This window comes from Burkholderia sp. BCC1985, assembly GCF_905339915.1.
GTDB lineage: Bacteria > Pseudomonadota > Gammaproteobacteria > Burkholderiales > Burkholderiaceae > Burkholderia.
In genome coordinates this window covers 1-20,231 of record NZ_CAJPGY010000070.1, presented here as the reverse complement: position 1 = coordinate 20,231, position 20,231 = coordinate 1, and the positions used below count along the sequence as shown (strand labels likewise).

Here is a 20,231-nt window from a genome sequence, read left to right as displayed (position 1 = left end):
CGTGAAGGCGAAGCTGCGCGAGACGGGCGCGCCGCTCGCGGGCGAGATGAGCGGCCACGTGTTCTTCAAGGACCGCTGGTACGGCTTCGACGACGGTCTCTACACGGGCGCGCGCCTGCTCGAAATCCTCGCGAAGACGGCCGATCCGAGCGCGCTGCTCAATGCGCTGCCGGACGCGATGAGCACGCCGGAACTGCAACTCAAGCTCGAGGAGGGCGAGAACTTCCGCCTGATCGAGAAGCTGCAGAGGGAAGCGAAGTTCGACGGCGCCGACGAAGTCGTGACGATCGACGGCCTGCGCGTCGAGTACCCGGACGGCTTCGGCCTCGCGCGTTCGTCGAACACGACGCCGGTGGTCGTGCTGCGGTTCGAAGCGGAGACCAAGGAAGGACTCGAGCGCATCCAGGCGGACTTCCGCCGCGTGCTGACGGCCGCGAAGCCGGACGTCGAGCTGCCGTTCTGAACGACGTGCGCACGCGTGTCGCCGACGCATCCGATGCATAGGGAGACAGGCCTCGTGCCGCGTCGCGTGCACGCGCGTGACACCACCCGTTGACAACACAACGAACCGTTCGGGGCTTGCGCCCCGTTCGGCTTTTCATGGCGCCGGAGCAATTGGGAGGAAAGGGATGTCAGGCTATCGCGAATTGAAGGCGCAAGCCAATGAACTGATGAAACGTGCCGAGGAAGCGCGACAGGCCGAACTCGAGACCGTGCTGCAGGAGGTCCGTACCCGTGTCGCCGAATATGGGTTGACCCCGAGACAGATATTCGGCCGTCAGGGCAGTGCCGCAAGGACGGCGCGAAAAACGCCTGCCGTCGCGCCGAAGTACCGCGATCCGAACACCGGGGCGACGTGGTCCGGCCGGGGACGCGAGCCGGCATGGATCAAGGGGAAGCGCCGCGAGCGCTTCCTGATCGAGCGTCAGGAGGGTTGAACGCGACATTGCCCGCTGCCCATAAAATGGAGGCGTCCGTCGGCCCGCGCTTCGCCACGACCCAGGCGACGCGCGGGCAGGCTCACCCGCGACCTCCAAGGCCACCATGGAAATCAAATGGATCGAGGATTTCCTCGCGCTCGCGCAATACCAGAGCTTTTCGCGCGCGGCTGAATTTCGCAACGTCACGCAATCGGGCTTCAGCCGCCGCATCCAGTCGCTCGAGCAGTGGATCGGCGCCGAGCTGATCGACCGCAGCAGCTTTCCGCCGGTGCTGACGCCGGCCGGGCGCCTGTTCCGCGAAACGGCCGAAGACGTCATCAGCCGCCTGTACGATACCCGCGCGATCATCCGCACCGAGCAGCGGATCGCCGGCAAGAGCCTGCAGATCGCCGCGGGTCACACGATCGCGCTGAGTTTCCTGCCGGCCTGGCTCAAGGCGCTCGCGACGCATTTCGGTGAAGTGCGCGCGCGCGTCATTCCGACGAACGTCCACGACTCGATCCTGATGCTCGTCAACGGCAACTGCGAGCTGATGTTCGCGTATCACCATCCGGAGCTGCCGCTCCATCTCGACCCCGCGAAGTACGCGCACCTGACGGTGGGCCTCGACACGCTGATGCCGGCGTGCCGGCCGAACCGTCGATCGGCGCCCGCGTTTCGCCTGCCCGGAACGAAGCAGAATCCGCTGCCGCTGATTACCTACACGGAAACCAGCTACTTCGGCCGCTGTCTCGCGCTGCTGCTCGGCCGCGCACCGGATGCGCCGGCCTTGCAACTGCACTACGAGTCCGACATGGCCGAAGTGCTCAAGAAGCTCGTGATGGAAGGCGAGGGCGTCGCGTGGCTGCCCCGCAGCGCGATCGCCGCCGAACTGGCGGCCGGCGACCTCGTGCCGGCCGGCCCGGCGGCGTGGAACCTGGACGTCGAGCTGCGCGTGTATCGCGACGTGTCCAATCGCAGCGAATTCCTCGACACCCTCTGGCAGCATCTGCGCGCGGCGCCTGCCCGGCTCGGCTGAATCAGGGTTTTCCCGCGTTATGCGGCGCTCGCATACCGCCATGTCGCACCGGCATCACGGCTTTTTCGACCGTCCCTACCATTCGTTCCAACGGCACATGCGACGCGCGACCGGCGTCGCGCGGCCTTCTTCGCAGCGCTCGCCGCCTTCCGGCGGCCGGGTGCCACCCAAGGACGAATGGACATGAAAAATCGCCTCACCTTAAGCATCGCAGTCGGCATGATCCTCGGTGTCGTCGCCGGTTATGCGTGCCACGCCAACATCGCGGACCCGGCCACCCTCAAGACGATCGCCGGCTACTTCTCGATCGTCACCGACATCTTCCTGCGCCTGATCAAGATGATCATCGCGCCGCTGGTGTTCGTGACGCTCGTGTCCGGCCTGGCCGGCATGGACAGCGGCGAGGACGTCGGCCGCATCGGCCTGCGCTCGATCGGCTGGTTCGTCTGTGCGTCGCTGATTTCGTTGAGTCTCGGCCTCGTGATGGCCAATGCGCTGCAGCCGGGCGCCGGCCTGAACCTGATGGCGAGCGCGGGCGAGGTCAACACCGGACTGAACACCGCCGCGCTGAACGCCCGGGACGTGATCACGCATGCGTTCCCGACCAGCCTGCTCGATGCGATGGCGCGCAACGACATCCTGCAGATCCTGGTGTTCTCGATCTTTCTCGGCGTCGCGCTGAGTGCGTTGAAGCGCGACCCGCGCGTTAGCGTCGTGATCCAGGCGATCGACGGCATGGTGCCGGTGATGCTGCGCCTGACGAACTACGTGATGCGCGCGGCGCCGCTCGGCGTGTTCGGTGCGATCGCGTCGTCGGTCACGCTGCGCGGGCTCGACGTGATCTACACGTACGGGAAGCTGATCGGCGCGTTCTATCTCGGCTTGCTGGTTCTTTGGGCGATCCTGATCGGCGTCGGCTACGTGTTTCTCGGGCGGCGCGTCGGGTGCTGAAGGCCGTGCGCGAGCCCGCGCTGATCGCGTTCTCGACCGCCAGCAGCGAGGCCGCCTATCCGCGCCTGACCGAGCAGCTCGAGCGCTTCGGCGTCGACAAGAAGGTGGTGGGGTTCACGCTGCCGCTCGGCTACGCGTTCAACCTCGACGGTTCGATGATGTATCAGGCGTTCGCGGCCATCTTCATCGCGCAGGCGTTCGGCGTGCACATGCCGCTGTCGGAGCAGGTGTTCATGCTGCTGGTGCTGATGCTGAGCAGCAAGGGCATGGCGAGCGTGCCGCGCGGCTCGGTGGTCGTGGTCGCGGCGGTCGCGCCGATGTTCCATCTGCCGGTGGCCGGCGTCGCGATGGTGCTCGCGATCGACCAGATCCTCGACATGGGCCGCACGATGACCAACGTGATCGGCAACAGCGTGGCGACGGCGGTGATCGCGAAGTGGGAGACGCGGCGCGCCGTGAAATCGCAGGACGCCGTATTCGAACAGTCGGAGCTGAACGCATGATGCGCACGGATACGGATAGCGTGAATGCGCGGATAAAATTCGGCGTGGTCGGCGGCCTGGGGCCGCTGGGCAGTGCCGACGTGTTCTTCAAGATGGTGAAGGCGACGCCGGCGTCGTCCGACGAGGAACACGCCGAAATGATCTTCGAGCAATACCCGTTCAAGGGGTCGGGGTCCGGCAGTGCGGCGACCATCGAGCGCAAGCTGTACGTGTTCGACATGATCCGGCAGTTCGAGAAGCGCGGCGTGACGACGGTCGTGCTGCCGTGTTTCCTGAGTCACACGTTCATCGACGAATTGAAGGCGAATACGCGCCTGCCGATCGTCGATATCGTCGAAGCCGTTCGCCACCACGTGCGGCGCAAATACCCGGACGCGACGCGCATCGGCGTGCTGGCTTCCGACTACGTGCGGGACAAGCGACTCTTCGACACGTATTTCCCGTCGCCGCAGTTCGACGTCGTTCATCCGCGGACGCACGACGGGATCGATCTCGTGACGGAAGCCGTCTACGGGGCCGACGGCATCAAGCGCGGCAATCTGCGCGGCCGGCCGGTCGACCTGCTGCGCCGCGCATGCGCGGACCTGATCGATCAGGGCGTGCAGGTGATCGTCCCCGGCCTGACCGAGATCGCACTGGTCGCGGACGCCATCGGCCCGCTGCGCGTGCCGCTCGTCGATTCGAACCTCGCGTATGCGCAGTACGCGGTGACCGGGCACGCCGGTTCGCGCGCGGCGCCGTTCAAGGTCGGCGTGGTCGGCGGCGTCGGGCCGGCCGCGACGGTCGATTTCCTCGACAAGATCGTGCGCAACACGCCGGCGTCGCGCGATCAGGAACACATCAAGCTGCTGGTCGAGCAGAATCCGCAGATTCCCGACCGGACCGAGAACCTGACGGGCACCGGCACGGACCCGACGATCGCGTTGTACGCGACCTGCAAGAAGCTCGAGGACGGCGATGCCGACGTCATCGCGATTCCGTGCAACACCGCGCATGCGTTCGTCGAGCGGATCCAGCCGTACCTCGGCATTCCGGTCGTCAACATGCTGACCGTCACGGTCGCGCATCTGCGCGATACGTATCCGGGGCTGCGCGACGTTGGCGTGCTCGCGACATCCGGCACGATCGAAAGCGGGGTCTATCAGAAGGCGCTGGAATCGCAAGGATTGCGACAGGTTGCACCGACGCCCGCATTGCAGGCGCGCGTGATGGAAGCGATCTACGGGAAGCAGGGCGTGAAGGCCGGCTTCACGACCGGACAGTGCAAGGACGATATCGGCGCCGCTGTCGACGCGCTGATTGCAGAGGGCGTGCGGGTGATCGTGCTCGGCTGCACCGAGCTGCCGATCCTGCTGCCGGGCGGCGAATATGTCGCGCGGGACGGGCGTCGGGCGACGCTCGTCGATCCGACCGACGTGCTCGCCCGCACGTGCATTGCGTATGCGATGGCGGGTGGCGGCTGAGCCGGTGCCGGTGCCGGTGCGGGGCGCGAGCGCGAGCGGCAGACGCTCCGGAAGCGCGAGTCGTTCGGCGCGCTTCGATGATCGAGCCGCCGTCCGGAAAAGCCGGCGTGATCCGGCGCTTGTTCCCGGCTTCGCACCGTTCTTGGAAAACTGTATGAATATACAGTATAGTATCCGTCGAACTCGAGCGGCGCGGGCATGACCCGTGCGGCACGTGCGCCGCGCCTGCGGGCATCCGCCGCAGCGTTCCGGCACCGTGAAATCCGGCTAACTCATTCAGACGGGCAGGCAAATTGTCATCCAGCAATCTGATCCGCATTCGCGGAGCACGTCAGCACAACCTCAAGAACCTCGATCTCGACCTGCGCACCGGCGAAATGACGGTCGTCACCGGCCCGTCGGGCTCCGGCAAGTCGAGCCTCGTGTTCGACACGCTGTACGCGGAAGGCCAGCGGCGCTACGTCGAAACCTTCAGCGCGTATGCGCGGCAGTTCCTCGACCGGATGGACCGTCCGCAGGTCGAGCGCGTCGACGGCGTGCCGCCCGCGATCGCGATCGACCAGACCAATCCGGTCCGCAGCTCGCGTTCGACCGTCGGCACGATGACCGAGCTCAACGATCACCTGAAGCTGCTGTACGCGCGCGCGGCCGAGCTGTTCGACCGCCAGACCGCGCGGCAGGTGCGGCATGACACGCCGGAGACGATCTACGCGGAACTCGTCGAGCGCACGCGCGCCGACGATCCGCGCGTCGTCGTCACGTTCCCGGTCGAGCTGCCGGAAAGCGTGTCCGACGAAGAAATCGCGCAGTGGCTGTCCGCGAGCGGCTACACGCGCGTGCAGGCGCAGCGCGAAGTCGCGTCGCCGACCGGCCCGCGCAAGCTGCTCGACGTGGTGGCCGACCGCTTCCGCGTGCAGCAGGCCGACAAGGTGCGCGTGGTCGAGGCGATCGAGGCGTCGCTGAAGCGCGGCGGCGGCCGCGTGAACGTCTACGTGCTCGCGCCGGAAGCGGAAAACGCGCTGGCCGAGCCGCAGGTGTGGCGTTTCTCCACCGGGCTGCACGATCCCGACAGCGACCTGCGCTACGCGGAGCCGCAGGCGGCGCTATTCTCGTTCAACTCGGCCTACGGCGCGTGCGAGACCTGCCGCGGCTTCGGCCGCGTGATCGGCGTCGATCTCGGCCTGGTGATCCCCGACGCGCGCAAGACGCTGCGCGGCGGCGCGATCAAGCCGATGCAGACGCCCGCCTGGAAGGAGTGCCAAGACGACCTGATGCGCTACGCGGCGAAGGCCGACATCCGCCGCGACACGCCGTGGTCCGACCTGACCGACGCCGAGCGCGACTGGGTGATCAACGGCTCGCCGGACTGGAACGGCAAATGGCAGAGCCAGTGGTACGGCGTGAAACGCTTCTTCGGCTATCTCGAATCGAAAGCGTACAAGATGCATATCCGCGTGCTGCTGTCGAAGTACCGCAGCTACACGCCGTGCGAGGTCTGCGGCGGCGCGCGCCTGAAGACGGAATCGCTGCAGTGGCGGCTCGGCTCGAAGGCGAACGCCGATGCGGTGCTCGCGCCCGCCGATCGTTTCATGCCGCGCGGCGTCGACTGGACGCGCGCGCAGCTCGAAGCGCTGCCGGGCCTGACGGTGCACGACCTGATGCTACTGCCGATCGAGCGCATCCGCCGCTTCTTCGACGGGATCACGCTGCCGAGCGCGCTGCTCGACGATGCGCTGAAACTGCTGCTCGCCGAGGTGCGCACGCGCCTGAAATACCTGTGCGACGTGGGGCTCGGCTACCTGACGCTCGACCGGCAGAGCCGCACGCTGTCGGGCGGCGAGGTGCAGCGGATCAACCTGACCACCGCGCTCGGCACCTCGCTGACCAAGACGCTGTTCGTGCTCGACGAGCCGAGCATCGGGCTGCATCCGCGCGACCTCACGCGAATCGTCGAGGCGATGCAGCGGCTGCGCGACGCGGGCAATACGCTGGTGGTGGTCGAGCACGATCCGTCGGTGATGCTCGCGGCCGACCGGCTGATCGACATGGGCCCGGGCCCCGGCGAGCGCGGCGGCACGATCGTCTACGACGGCACGCCGGCAGACATCCGTGCCGCGCGCACGCTGACGGGCGAATATCTCGGCGGCCGCAAGCACGTCGCGCATGCGTCGAACTGGGCGCGTCGCCCGGTCGACGCGAACACGCCGCGCATCGTGCTCGAAGGCGTGACCGAGCACAACCTGCGCGACGTGACGGTCGAGATTCCGCTGCAGCGGCTCGTGTGCGTGACGGGCGTGTCGGGCTCCGGCAAGTCGACATTGCTGCAGGACGTGCTCTATCCGGCGATGGCGCGCCATCACGGCAAGGCGACCGAGTCGCCGGGCGCGTTCCGCAATCTGACGGGTGCCGACCAGGTCGGCGACGTCGTGTTCGTCGACCAGTCGCCGATCGGCAAGACCACGCGCTCGAACCCGGCCAGCTACGTCGGCGCGTTCGACGAGATCCGCAAGCTGTTCGCGAAGGCGCCGCTCGCGCTGCAGCGCGGCTACGGCGCCGGCACGTTCAGCTTCAACTCGGGCGACGGCCGTTGCCCGACCTGCGGCGGCTCGGGTTTCGAGCACATCGAGATGCAGTTTCTGAGCGACGTCTACCTGCGTTGCCCGGATTGCGACGGCAGCCGCTACCGCGCAGAGATCCTCGAAGTGCGCATCGAGCGCGACGGCCGCGCGCTGAACATCGCCGACGTGCTCGACCTGACCGTCAGCGAGGCGGCCGCGTTCTTCACGACCGACGCGGAGGTGCTGCGCGTGCTGCAGCCGATCGTCGATGTCGGCCTCGAATACGTGAAGCTCGGCCAGCCGGTTCCGACGCTGTCGGGCGGCGAAGCGCAGCGGCTGAAGCTGGCCGGCTTCCTCGCCGAATCGGCCGCCGCCGCGGGCGGGCGCCGGATCGCCAGCGAGGAGGCGCGCATCGCGCGCGCGAAGCTGTTCATGTTCGACGAACCGACCACCGGGCTGCACTTCGACGACATCGCGAAGCTGATGCAGGCGTTCGGCAAGCTGCTCGCGGCCGGCCATTCGCTGATCGTGATCGAGCACAACCTCGACGTGATCCGCGCGGCCGACTGGTTGATCGATCTCGGCCCGGAAGGCGGCGACGGCGGCGGCCTCGTGCTGTGCGCGGGCACGCCCGACGACGTGAAGGCGTGCGCGCAATCGCACACCGGCGTCGCGCTGCTGCAGTACGACCGCGCGATGGACGGCGAAACCGCGCTCGCCGACGAAGGCGTGCCGCTGCAGGCCGTGCTGAACGCCGCCCGCGAGCGGCGCGCGATCGAGGGCGAGGACGTCGTGCGGATCGTCAACGCGCGCGAGCACAACCTGAAGGCGCTCGACGTCGACATCCCGCACGGCAAGTTCAACGTGATCACCGGCGTGTCGGGTTCCGGCAAGTCGACGCTCGCGTTCGACATCCTGTTCCACGAAGGCCAGCGCCGCTACCTCGAATCGCTGAACGCGTATGCGCGCTCGATCGTGCAGCCGGCCGGGCGGCCGGAAGTGGACGCCGTATATGGCATTCCGCCGACGGTCGCGATCGAGCAGCGGCTGTCGCGCGGCGGCCGCAAGAGCACGGTCGCGACCACGTCCGAAGTCTGGCACTTCCTGCGGCTGCTGTACGTGAAGCTCGGCCTGCAGCACTGCATCCACGACGGCACGCCCGTCACGTCGCAAACCGTCGAGTCGATCGCCGCGCAGCTGCTGCGCGACCATCGCGGCGAGCACGTCGGTTTGCTCGCGCCGCTCGTCGTCAACCGCAAGGGCGTGTATACCGATCTCGCGAAGTGGGCGAAGGCGCGCGGCAGCACGCATCTGCGCGTGGACGGCGAGTTCGTCACGGTCGATCCCTGGCCGAAGCTTGACCGCTTCCGCGAGCATACGATCGAGCTGCCGGTGGCCGACATCGTCGTGTCGCCGGACCACGAGGCCGAGTTGCGGCGCCTGCTCGACGAGACGCTCGAGCTCGGCAAGGGCGTGATGCACCTGCTGGCGCCGCTCGACGGGCTGCATCACGCGATGCAGAACGACCATTCGACCGCGCGCGTCGGCGAGGTCAAGGTGCTGTCGGTCAAGCGTGCGTGCCCGGTGTGCGGCACGAGCTACCCGGAGCTCGATCCGCGGATGTTCTCGTACAACAGCAAGCACGGCTGGTGCACGACCTGCGTCGGCACCGGCGTCACGCTCACGCGCGAACAGCGCGCGGCGTACGACGACACGGTGCTCGCCGGCGACGAGCGCGGCCGCGAGCAGACCTTGCCGTCGGACGAGCAGGAACCGGAAGGCGTCGGCAACGAGCCGTGCCCGGATTGCGGCGGCACGCGCCTGAACCCGTCCGCGCGCGCGGTCACGTTCGACGCGCATCCGATCGTCGAGGTCGCGCAGTGGACGGTGTCCGATACGCGCCGCTGGATCGACGCGCTGGAACTGACCGGCCGCGACGCGCAGATCGCGCGCGACATCGTCAGCGAGATCGGCAGCCGCCTTGCGTTCCTCGAGGAAGTCGGGCTCGGCTACCTGAGCCTCGATCGCGCGGCGCCGAGCCTGTCGGGCGGCGAAGCGCAGCGCATCCGGCTCGCGGCGCAGCTCGGCAGCAACCTGCAGGGCGTGTGCTACGTGCTCGACGAGCCGACCATCGGCCTGCATCCGCGCGACAACCAGATCCTGCTGGACGCGCTGCGCAAGCTCGGCGACAAGGGCAACACGCTCGTCGTCGTCGAGCACGACGAGGACACGATTCGCCGCGCCGACCACATCATCGACGTCGGCCCGGGCGCCGGCAAGCGCGGCGGCACGCTGGTCGCCGAAGGGGCGGTCGCGGATCTGGCCGCGCAGCCCGATTCGGTCACGGGCCGCCTGCTCGCGCAGCCGATGACGCATCCGCTGCAGCCGCGCCGTGCGGTGAGCGTCGCGGGCAAGAAGGGCGCACCGGCGGTGCCGGAGGGCTGGCTGACCGTGCACGGCGCGACGCTGCACAACCTGCGTGACGTCACCGTCGGCATTCCGCTCGCGCGGCTCGTCGCGGTGACGGGCGTCAGCGGCTCGGGCAAGTCGACGCTCGCGCGCGACGTGCTGATGACGAACCTGCTCGACGCGGTCGGCCGCTCGGTGCTGTCGTCGCCGGCCACGCGGCGCGCGCGCAAGGCCGCGCAGCAAGATGCGCCGGCCACGAACCGCCGCGCGAGCGTGCTCGCACGCAGCGCGCCGCGGCCGTCGCTGAACGTCACGCATGCGTGGCAGGGCTGCGCGTCGCTGAGCGGCTGGGAGCAGATCGATCGCGTGCTCGAAGTCGACCAGACGCCGATCGGCAAGACGCCGCGCTCGTGCCCGGCCACCTACATCGGCGTGTGGGACACGATCCGCAAGCTGTTCGCCGATACGCTGGAGGCGCGGGCGCGCGGCTACACGGCGTCGCGCTTCTCGTTCAACACCGGCGACGGGCGGTGTCCGGCCTGTGAAGGGCAGGGCGTGCGCACGATCGGGATGAGCTTCCTGCCCGACGTGAAGGTGCCGTGCGACGTGTGCCACGGGCAGCGCTTCAATCCGGAGACGCTCGCGGTCACGTGGCGCGGCCGGAACATCGGCGACGTGCTGACGATGGAGATCGATGAAGCGGTGGAATTTTTCGCACCGATTTCGAACATCGCGCATCCGCTGCAGCTGATGAAGGACGTCGGCCTCGGCTACCTGACGCTCGGCCAGCCGTCGCCGACGCTGTCCGGCGGCGAGGCGCAGCGGATCAAGCTCGTGACCGAGCTCACGAAGGTGCGCGACGACATCACGCGGCGCGGCCAGAAGGCGCCGCACACGCTGTACGTGCTCGACGAGCCGACGGTCGGCCTGCACATGGCCGACGTCGCGAAGCTGATCCGCGTGCTGCACCGGCTGGTCGACGGCGGGCATAGCGTCGTCGTGATCGAACACGACCTCGACGTGATCGCGGAAGCCGACTGGATCATCGATCTCGGTCCGGAAGGCGGCGTGGGCGGCGGCACGATCGTCGCGGCGGCGCCGCCGGAAGGGCTCGCGCAGGTGAAGGCGAGCCATACCGGGCACGCGCTGAAGCCGGTGCTGGCGCGAACGGCGGCGCAAGACGGCGAAGCGGAGCGGCAGGGCGAAGCGCGGGTCGGTTGAACGCGGTGCTGCCGGTGAGCGGCCCCGGTGTCTGGGCAGGCACCGGGGCCGCTTTTGCATTCGTCCGTGCGATCGGCCGCTGCGACATCCCGTCGATCGGGCCCCCGGCATGAATACATGGCTGCCCGGGATAGCGTGGCCGGATGCGTCGCGGCTGCCGCGCAACGTAGGTGACGCCGGCGACGCCGGTGACGCCGCCGCATCACGCGCGACAGGAACGGCTCGTCCCGGTCGAGCGGAAGACGGCGGCGCTATCTCATTCGCCCTTGACGCCGATCGTCTCGATGATGGTCTCCAGCTGCGGGCTCATCGGCAGGTTGAGGCTCATGCCCGACGGAAGCGGGCGCAGGAACCAGCGCTTGTACTGGCGCGTGATCTCGCCGTCGACGGCCAGTTCCTCGAACGTGCTCTTCACGACCTGCGCGAGCTGCGGATCGTCCTTGCGGAACATGATGCCGTACGGGTCGTAGGACAGGAAGTCGCCGACCACGTCGTACTGGCCGCCCTTGCCCGCATTCACGGCAATCAGGCCGTACAGCAGCACGTCGTCCGTCGCGAACGCATCGGCGCCGCCGCTCGCGACGAGCGCGAAGCCCTGCGCATGATCCGGCACCACCTGCAGCTGGATCCCGAGCCTGAACCGCGCGTCCAGGTCGCGCAGCGCCTTCTCGTTGGTCGTGCCGGCCGTCACCGCGACTTTCTTGCCCGCGAGATCGCGGAACGAGCGGATCGGCGAGCCGCGTTTCACCATCACCTTCGTGCCGGCCACGAAGATGATCGGCGAGAACGCCACGCGCTTCTGGCGCTCCAGGTTGCTCGTCGTGGAGCCGCATTCCAGGTCGACCGTGCCGTTGACCACCGCGTCGATGCGGTTCTCGGACGTGACCGGCACCCAGCGGATCGTCAGGTTCCGATTGACCGCATCCTCGATCGACGACACGAGCGCCTTGCAGAGCTCGATCGAATAGCCGATCGGCTGGTTGCGCGCGTTCAGATACGAGAACGGGATCGACGCGTCGCGATAGCCGAGCGCGATCGTGCCGCTGCTGCGCACCTTCGCGAGCGTGCCGGTCAGTCGGGCCGGCGCGAACGGCTCGACGCGCGGCGGCGTGGACGGCGCATCTTCCGCGCGCGCGGTCGCGCCCGCGGCAAGCAGGCCCGCGAGCGCGAGCGCACGCCAGAATCGCTGCATCTTCATCGCCGGGCCTCCGTCAGACGTCCGTCGGATGCGCAATCGTCGCTTCCTGTTCCGCTTCGATGCGTGCCAGATTGGCTTCGGCTTCCGCTTCCGACATGAGCTGGTTTTCCCACTTCGCGACCACCGCGCTCGCGATCGAGTTGCCGACCGCGTTGGTGGCCGAGCGGCCCATGTCGAGGAACGTATCGACGCCGAGAATCAGCAGCAGGCCGGCCTCCGGAAGCCCGAACTGGTGCAGCGTGGCGGCGATCACGACGAGCGATGCGCGCGGCACGCCGGCCATTCCCTTCGACGTGAGCATCAGGACCAGCAGCATCGTGATCTGCGTGCCGATCGACAGGTGGATGTTGTACGCCTGCGCGATGAACAGCGACGCGAACGTGCAGTACATCATCGAACCGTCGAGGTTGAACGAATAGCCCATCGGCATCACGAAGCTCGAAATTCTGCGTCGCACGCCGAACCGGTCGAGCGCATCGAGGATCTTCGGATACGCGGCTTCGGAGCTGGCCGTCGCGAACGACAGCATGAATGCTTCCTTGATCAGCACCAGCAACTTGAATACGCGCGGCCCGAGGAACAGCAGCCCGGCACAGACGAGCAAGGCCCAGAGCAGGAACAGGCTCACGTAGAAGTCGCCCATGAACACCGCGAACTTCAGCAGCACCGACAGCCCGTTGACCGCGACGGTCGCGGCCATCGCGGCCATCACCGCGAGCGGCGCGAGCTTCATCACGTAGCCGGTGATCTTGAGCATCACGTGCGACAGCTGGTCGATCGCGGCGACGAGGATCTTGCCGCGCTCGCCGAGCGCCGCGAGCGCGACGCCGAAGAACATCGAGAACACGACGATCTGCAGGATTTCGTTGTTGCTCATCGCCTCGGCGAACGACCTCGGCACCATGTGGCCGACGAAATCCTTGAGCGTGAACTTGGAGGTCGCGAGGTTCGCCGATGCGCCGATGTCCGGCAGCGGCAGGCCGAGGTTCTCGCCGGGCCGCAGCAGGTTCGCCATGAACAGCCCGAGCAGCAGCGAGATCAGCGACGCGGTGACGAACCAGCCGATCGATTTCGCGAACACGCGCCCGACCGATGCCGCGTCGCCCATGTGCGCGATGCCGACGACGAGCGTCGAGAACACCAGCGGGCCGATCACCATCTTGATCAGCCGCAGGAACACGTCGGACACGAGCGAGATGTATCCGGCGATTTCGGTGGTGGCTTTTTTGTCGGGAAAGCTCGTGAAGATCATGTAGCCGATCAGGATGCCTGCCACCATCGCGATCAGGATCCAGACGGCTGCAGCATTTTTTTTCTGCATCGTGCGCCTCCCATGCACCGGTTCCGCAACCGGGGATGGAAGGACAATACAGGACCCGAACGGCGATGAACAGTGCAACCGGGGGCGGGTTTGCGCTAGCGCCGTGTCGCGACCGATTGCCCGGCAAAGATCGTGCCGGTGGCACCCTGAGCCCGGTGCCGGCGCAACCCGATACGGGGCGCCGGCACGCAAAAGCGGTTCGGTTCAATCCTGAATGCGCAATACGTGATCGCGGATACGCGTCGACAGCATCGAGCCGCGCTTGAGCAGGAACTCCATCAGCCGCTGCGGATAGTCGGCCCGGACCGCTGCGCGCACGGACGGCCGTTCGGCGAGCCGTTGCCGCCATGCAGTGACCTTGGGCAAGCCCGCGAAGAACCCGAAGTCGTCGATCCGCTCGAACACGTCGAAGTAGCGGAACACCGGCCCGAATGCCGCGTCCACGATGCTGAAGTGCGCGCCGCCAAAATACGGGCCGGTGCCGAGCGTGTCTTCGAGCTGCTCGAATCGTGCGCGGATGTCACGGGTTGCTGCGGCCAGCGCCGTTTCGTCCGCAGCCGTGTAGAACCCCCACACGGCGTTCAGCAGTGCCGATGCGAACTCGACCCACGCGCGGTGCCGCGCCCGCTCTAGCGGCGCATCGGGATGCAGCCGCGGCGCGAGCGTCTCGTCGAGGTAGTCGCAGATCACGGCCGATTCGAAGATGGGCGCGCCATCGACGACCAGCACGGGGGTCTTGCCGAGCGGGGAAATCCTGCGAAACCAGTCCGGCTTGTTGCCCAGGTCGACGTCCGTCCGTTCGAACGGCACGCCTTTTTCGGTCAGCACGATGACTGCGCGCTGGACGTAGGGGCACAGCACGTGGCTGACGAGGTGGTATTGGGGCGTGCTCATGTCGTCGCCTCGCCGTGGCAGGCCACGTCAGGCGCGAAGCGCTGGCTGCGCCGGCCCAACGCCACGCGGAGCCGCAACACGCCATAGGCGGCGGCATTGTCACTCGTCGAAATCGATTGGTTCATATCGGCACCCGTTGGGAGAGTTGGCAAGGCGGCACCGAATTTGACATTGCGGAAGTGCTTGGGCAATACGCATGATTACAATGACGGATTGCAAAAATGCAATGCACGGGGGATAACCGGATGCCATACAAGCTCAGCGCAGCAGACCTCGAAACGATACTGGCGCTATCCCGCTCGGGCACGCTGGTTCAGGCGGGCGAGCGACTGGACGTGGATGCGTCGACCGTGTTTCGCAACCTCAGGCGGATCGAGCGCGGCCTGCAGCAGCAGTTGTTCGAACGGACCCGCTCAGGCTATCGCGCGAAGGAAATCGCGCTGGCGCTGGCCGAACACGCGGAGCAAGTGGAAGTGCAGGTCGAATCGGCCCGCTCGATCGCGCAACAAGTGCCCGAGCAAGTGGCGGGCACCGTGCGCATCACCACCACCGACACGATTCTGCACGGGCTGGTCGGGCCGGCGCTGAAGCAGCTGGAAGCCATCCACCCGCGGCTTGCGTACGAGCTGAACACCGGCAACGAGATCGCCGACCTGGGGCGCCGCGATGCCGATATCGCGGTGCGTGCGACCCGGCAGCCACCGGAATATCTGGTGGGCAAGCATGTCGGGTCGATCGACGTGGCGCTTTTCGCGTCGAGGCACGACGCCGCAGTACGCCGTTATGAAGACGTCACGGCGGGCAAGGCACGCTGGATCGCGCCGGACGACGCGCTGCCGGGCCACCCGTCGGTCATCTGGCGCAAACGTCATTTCAGGAAAGTGGTGCCGCACTACAAGGTCGACAGCATCCTGACCGTGATGGAGCTGGTCGCCCTGGGCATGGGCGTCGGCATCCTGCCGATGTTTCTGACACGCGGCCGCTCCGATCTCGTGCAATTGACCGATGTCCTGCCCGACTGCCGGACCGAGATGTGGGTGCTGGCCCACCGGGAATCGCGACATCTGCTGCGGGTCTCGACCGTATTCAAATATCTGTCGACGACGCTGAAGATCTGACCGTGTGCTTCGGTGCGCGGCGATGCGGGCGCATCGCGCCATGGGTTTGCCATGTCGTTCGGAACCCTAATCATGTGCACCGGGGTCCAGCAGGCTCGTGCTGAAATCGCACGCCTGCGCCGCCAGCCGGACGATCTCGGCGGTCAGCGAATGGGCGCGTTCCGCACGATGCAGCGCAACGTAGCGCACCGGCGGCAGCGCCGGCCGCGTGCGCACGATCTCCAGCGCCTCGCACGCGACCAGGTGCGCGACGCATGCCTTCGGCAGATAGCTGACGCCGAGCCCCGACAGCGTGAGGCCGATCTGCGCGATCAGGCTGTTGCTCGACAGCACGCGCTGCATCGCAACGCCATGTTCCTGCAGAAAGCGCGTGTACAGATGCCCCGTGCCCGACAGGGTCCCTTGCAGGATCAGCGGAAACTGCGCGACGTCCGTCAATGAAATCGCCGTCTTGCGCTTCGGCATGAACCCGGCCGCGCACATCCACGCATTGTCGACTTCGCCGACCACCGTCGCCGCGAACGATTCCGTCGCATGAATCTGCGGGACGACGATCAGGTCGATCGTGTCGGCGGCGAGACGATCGCGCAGCACCGCGGTCAGGTCCACCTCCGCCTCCACGTGCACGCGCGGATAGGCGGCCTGGATCGCCGCGACCAGGCGCGGCAGCCAGGTCAGCGCGGTCAGTTCGGTCACGCCGATCCGGACATGGCGCACCAGCGCTTCCTTCGAACTCATCCGCTCGACGACGCGGTCGCGCTGTTCGAGCAACGCCTTCGCGTGATCGAACAGTTCGGCGCCCTTGTCGGTGAGCCGGGCGCTGCGATGCGCGCGGTCGAACACCGTCAGGTCGAACGTGCGTTCGAGTTCCTGTATCCGTTTCGACACGGCCGATTGCGTCGTGTTGAGGCGTGTCGCCGCCGCGTCGAAGGAGCCGAGTCGCACGATCCAGTACAGCGCTTCCATCTGCTTGAACGTGAGCATCGCCGGGTACTCGATAGATGAGGAAAAGCGATATTTTCGCATATCAAAAAATCGCTTTTTTTACCTATTTCGGCTGCTTAAGGTTCTCCCGTCGCGTTGTTCGACGAGCGCGTTCGTCAGACGCCGCGCCGCATCGTATCCAGCGTTCGACCGCCCCCCTTATTTGGAGACAGCATGGACACCGTCATTGAATCCCCGCCCGTCCCGGACGCAGCGCGCAAGCCGCGCTTCGGCCTCGCGTGGCAGATCGTCATCGGGCTCGTCGTCGGCATCGCGACCGGGCTCGTGTTGAACCGGTTTCCGCAATTGCGCGACACGGCCGTGTCCGGGTTGCTGCAGCCGGCCGGCGACATCTTCATCAAGCTCGTGCGGATGATCGTCGTGCCGATCGTGTTCACGAGCATGGTGATCGGCATCGCGGGCGTCGGCGACGGCAAGTCGCTCGGCCGCATCGGCCTGAAGACGCTGCTCTATTTCGAGGTGGTCACGACGATCGCGATCGTGCTCGGGCTCGTGATCGGCAACGTGCTGCAGCCGGGCGTCGGCACCGACATGTCGCAACTCGCGCACACGGACATTTCCCGCTACCAGCAAGCCACCCAACAGGTGCAGCAGGCGCATCACGGGCTGATGGCGCTGGTGCTCGGCATCATCCCGGACAACATCGTCGCGTCGATGGCGAAGGGCGACCTGCTGCCGGTGATCTTCTTCTCGCTGCTGTTCGGGCTCGGCCTGCAGGCCGTGCCGGAAGAACACCGCAAGCCCGTGCTCGCGATGCTCAAGGGCGTGGCCGATGCGATGTTCAAGGTGACGAATATGGTGATGCGCTATGCGCCCGTCGGCGTGTGCGCGTTGATCGCGGTGACGGTCGCGAGCTTCGGTTTCGGGTCGCTGCTGCCGCTGCTGAAGCTGGTCGCCGTGACTTACTTCGCGATCCTGCTGTTCGCGATCGTCGTGCTCGGCCTGACCGCGCGGTTGTTCGGGTTCCGCATCGTCACGCTTCTGCGCGTGATCAAGGACGAGCTGATCATCGCGTTCTCGAGCTGCAGTTCGGCGACCGTGCTGCCGCAGCTGATGAAGAAGATGGAGGACTACGGAGTGCCGAAGAGCATCACGACCTTCGTGGTGCCGACCGGCTACACGTTCAACCTCGACGGCGCGTCGATCTATCTCGGCATCGGCACGCTGTTCGTCGCGCAGCTGTATGGCGTGCATCTCGGCTGGCAGCAGCAGATCCTGCTGACGCTGACCATGGTCGTCACGTCGAAGGGCGCCGCGGGCGTGCCCGGCTTCATGTTCGTGATCATGCTCGCCACGCTCGCGAGCGCGGGACTGCCGCTCGAAGGGCTGGCGTTCATCGCCGGCGTGGACCGGATCATGGACATGGGGCGCACCGCGCTGAACCTCGTCGGCAACGCGCTCGCGCCGCTCGTCATCGCGAAATGGGAAGGCCAGTACGACGCGGACAAGGGCCGCGCATACCTCGAATCGCTGCGCGGCTGAACGCCGCCATGCAGGCATCGCACAACATTCGGAAGCAAACAGGAGCATTGAAGATGAGCAGTCCCCGCGGAGCACTTTTTCCCGACGCGTTGATGCAGCAGGTCAAGGCGCGCTTTCATCATGTCGATCACGATATCGACGGCCGCGCGCGGCTGTTCTTCGACAACGCGGGCGGATCGTTCCGGCTGAAGGCCGCGGTCGACGCCTACGCGCGGATCGATGCGCTGCCCGACTGCCCGGAGCGCATCCATGAGCGTGCGCTCGATCTCCAGGCGATCCAGTCGCGCGGCGAGGACGACGTTCGCACGATCCTGAACGCGCGCGACGGCACCGTGTATGCGTCGCTGACGGCGTCGGGCGCGATGTTCGACATGGTGCGCGCGATCATGGAGAACGTGCCGGGCACCAATGCGGTGACAACCGTGCTCGAGCATCCGTCGTCGTACGATGCGATGACGTATTACGCGGAACGTACCGGCAAGACGCTGCGCATCGCGCCGAGCAATCCGCAGACCGGCGGCGTGGACGTCGATGCGATCGTGTCGCTGGTCGACGCCGATACCGCGCTGCTGAGCGTGATGTTCGCGTCGAACATCTCCGGCGCGAAATTCGACATCGAGACGATCGTCGCGCGTGCGCGGGAGAAGAAGCCGGACCTGTTCATCGTTGTCGATGCGGTCCAGCATGCGCCGCACGGCATCATCGACGTGCAGCGCACGCCCGTCGACGGTATCAACTTCGCGCCGTACAAGTTCTTCGGTTGCCGCGGGTCGGGCATCTCGTGGCTGTCGCCGCGCGCGGCCGCGTTGCCGCATCACCGGCTTGCCGCGAAGGAGCAGGGCGTGTGGGAACTGGGCAGCCCGGCGCCCGCGCAATTCGCGGTCGTGACGTCGATCGTCGATTACGTGAGCTGGATCGGCCGGTATTTCCGCGATTCGGACGATCGGCGCACGCTGTTCGTCGAGGGCATGCACCGGATCGAACTGCATGAGCGCGCGCTGCTGGCCGCGTTGCTCGACGGGTGTGAGGGGCGTCGCGGGCTGCGGTCGATCGACGGTGTCGAGGTCTACTGGGATCACGACGACCTGACGGAGCGCGACCTGATCGTCGGGATCGGTTTCGCGAACCTCGAACCGACGCAGGCGGTGCGGGAATACGAAAAGCACGGTGTGATCGTCTATGAGCGCGTTGCGTCGAGCCTGTATTCGGGGCGGATGCTGAAATCGTTCGGGCTCGGCGGCGCTGTGCGGATATCGCCGCTCCATTGCCATGCGCCCGACGATATCGCGCGATTCCTGGCGATTACCGCCACGCTGGCAGCGAACCGCTGATCAACGACACGGCCCGGATCATCCGGGCCGTGTCGCATTCGGCGCCGGGAAACGCGTGGCGCAATAGGTTCGGGCTATGACCGGCAGAGTCAATGGATAGTTGTCGCCGGCCGGGTTTGCGCGTGTAATGGCCTGCGAAACCGGATGATGCCAACGACTCGATGGAGGAGCAGCGCGTGAAGATCGTCGTAGCAGTGAAAAGAGTGGTCGATTACAACGTGAAGGTCCGCGTGAAGTCGGACAACACGGGCGTCGACATCGCGAACGTGAAGATGTCGATGAACCCGTTCGACGAAATCGCGGTGGAAGAAGCGGTGCGCCTGAAGGAAGCCGGTGTCGCGACCGAAGTGATCGCGGTATCGGTCGGCGTGACGCAAGCGCAGGAAACGCTGCGCACGGCGCTGGCGATCGGCGCGGATCGCGCGATCCTCGTCGAGTCGAACGACAGCGTCGAGCCGCTGGCTGTCGCGAAGATCCTGAAGGCGCTGGTCGACAAGGAACAGCCGCAACTGGTGATCCTCGGCAAGCAGGCGATCGACGACGATTCGAATCAGACGGGCCAGATGCTGGCCGCGCTGGCCGGCCTGCCGCAAGCGACGTTCGCGTCGAAGGTGACGATCGCCGACGGTAAGGCAACGGTTGCACGCGAAGTCGACGGCGGCGCGGAAACGCTGTCGCTTCAACTGCCGGCAGTGGTGACCACGGATCTGCGCCTGAACGAGCCGCGTTACGTGACGCTGCCGAACATCATGAAGGCGAAGAAGAAGCCGCTGGAAACGGTGAAGCCGGAAGACCTCGGTGTGGATGTCACGCCGCGT

General features: G+C 66.7%; 13 protein-coding genes and 2 pseudogenes. 10 read left to right on the top strand and 5 right to left on the bottom strand.

The features are described 5' to 3' along the window. The 6 genes and pseudogenes from U4Z31_RS35300 to uvrA all read left to right on the top strand — a co-directional run. Window positions 1-463: pseudogene (locus tag U4Z31_RS35300) on the top strand (phosphomannomutase/phosphoglucomutase); the annotation flags it as partial. Between the two features lie 166 nt (window positions 464-629). Beyond that, window positions 630-938 (top strand): H-NS family nucleoid-associated regulatory protein, encoded by a 309-nt coding sequence (locus U4Z31_RS35295; protein ID WP_124489813.1) that lies wholly within the window; start codon window positions 630-632, stop codon window positions 936-938. A 106-nt stretch (window positions 939-1,044) separates the two neighbouring features. Continuing rightward, window positions 1,045-1,959: a LysR substrate-binding domain-containing protein gene (locus U4Z31_RS35290; RefSeq protein ID WP_044846953.1), complete on the top strand. Its 915-nt coding sequence runs from the start codon at window positions 1,045-1,047 to the stop codon at window positions 1,957-1,959. 183 nt (window positions 1,960-2,142) lie between these two features. Continuing rightward, window positions 2,143-3,413 (top strand): annotated as a pseudogene (locus tag U4Z31_RS35285) (dicarboxylate/amino acid:cation symporter). Then, window positions 3,410-4,876, top strand: a complete 1,467-nt coding sequence (locus tag U4Z31_RS35280; protein WP_321812811.1) for an amino acid racemase — start codon at window positions 3,410-3,412, stop codon at window positions 4,874-4,876. The pseudogene U4Z31_RS35285 and the gene U4Z31_RS35280 overlap by 4 nt, the downstream one beginning before the upstream one ends. A 293-nt stretch (window positions 4,877-5,169) precedes the next feature. Next, entirely contained in the window at window positions 5,170-11,064 is a 5,895-nt protein-coding gene (gene uvrA / locus U4Z31_RS35275) for an excinuclease ABC subunit UvrA (protein ID WP_321812810.1), read from the top strand. Window positions 11,065-11,320: 256 nt separating this feature from the next. On the opposite strand, the gene U4Z31_RS35270 is transcribed toward uvrA, so the two are convergent. The 4 genes from U4Z31_RS35270 to U4Z31_RS35255 form a co-directional block, all read right to left on the bottom strand. Next, window positions 11,321-12,262, bottom strand: coding sequence for an amino acid ABC transporter substrate-binding protein (locus U4Z31_RS35270; RefSeq protein WP_044846950.1), 942 nt, complete (start codon window positions 12,260-12,262; stop codon window positions 11,321-11,323). Between the two features lie 13 nt (window positions 12,263-12,275). Next, the gene (locus U4Z31_RS35265; RefSeq protein ID WP_044846949.1) at window positions 12,276-13,583 is read right to left on the bottom strand and encodes a dicarboxylate/amino acid:cation symporter; all 1,308 of its coding nucleotides are present in this window, start codon (window positions 13,581-13,583) and stop codon (window positions 12,276-12,278) included. Between the two features lie 204 nt (window positions 13,584-13,787). Beyond that, window positions 13,788-14,477 carry a glutathione S-transferase family protein gene (locus U4Z31_RS35260; RefSeq protein ID WP_124489809.1) on the bottom strand — a complete coding sequence of 230 codons (690 nt, stop codon included), beginning with the start codon at window positions 14,475-14,477 and terminating at the stop codon, window positions 13,788-13,790. Next, entirely contained in the window at window positions 14,474-14,602 is a 129-nt protein-coding gene (locus tag U4Z31_RS35255) for a hypothetical protein (protein WP_260428143.1), read from the bottom strand. Before U4Z31_RS35255 ends, U4Z31_RS35260 begins: the two co-directional genes overlap by 4 nt. Before the next feature lie 120 nt (window positions 14,603-14,722). On the opposite strand from U4Z31_RS35255, the gene U4Z31_RS35250 reads away from it, so the two are divergent. Continuing rightward, the gene (locus U4Z31_RS35250) at window positions 14,723-15,595 is read left to right on the top strand and encodes a LysR family transcriptional regulator (RefSeq protein ID WP_321812809.1); all 873 of its coding nucleotides are present in this window, start codon (window positions 14,723-14,725) and stop codon (window positions 15,593-15,595) included. A 66-nt stretch (window positions 15,596-15,661) separates the two neighbouring features. On the opposite strand, the gene U4Z31_RS35245 is transcribed toward U4Z31_RS35250, so the two are convergent. Next, on the bottom strand, window positions 15,662-16,579 hold the full coding sequence (locus tag U4Z31_RS35245) for a LysR family transcriptional regulator (protein ID WP_321812808.1): 918 nt from the start codon (window positions 16,577-16,579) through the stop codon (window positions 15,662-15,664). A 174-nt stretch (window positions 16,580-16,753) separates the two neighbouring features. Here U4Z31_RS35245 and gltP point away from each other — a divergent pair, with 174 nt between their 5' ends. The 3 genes from gltP to U4Z31_RS35230 form a co-directional block, all read left to right on the top strand. Further along, complete coding sequence (gene gltP, locus U4Z31_RS35240; RefSeq protein ID WP_321812807.1) at window positions 16,754-18,082, top strand: glutamate/aspartate:proton symporter GltP; 1,329 nt, start codon at window positions 16,754-16,756, stop codon at window positions 18,080-18,082. Window positions 18,083-18,135: 53 nt separating this feature from the next. Beyond that, complete coding sequence (locus U4Z31_RS35235) at window positions 18,136-19,413, top strand: aminotransferase class V-fold PLP-dependent enzyme (RefSeq protein WP_321812806.1); 1,278 nt, start codon at window positions 18,136-18,138, stop codon at window positions 19,411-19,413. 176 nt (window positions 19,414-19,589) lie between these two features. Continuing rightward, a partial coding sequence (locus tag U4Z31_RS35230) for an electron transfer flavoprotein subunit beta/FixA family protein (RefSeq protein WP_321812805.1) occupies window positions 19,590-20,231 on the top strand: 642 nt, incomplete at its 3' end.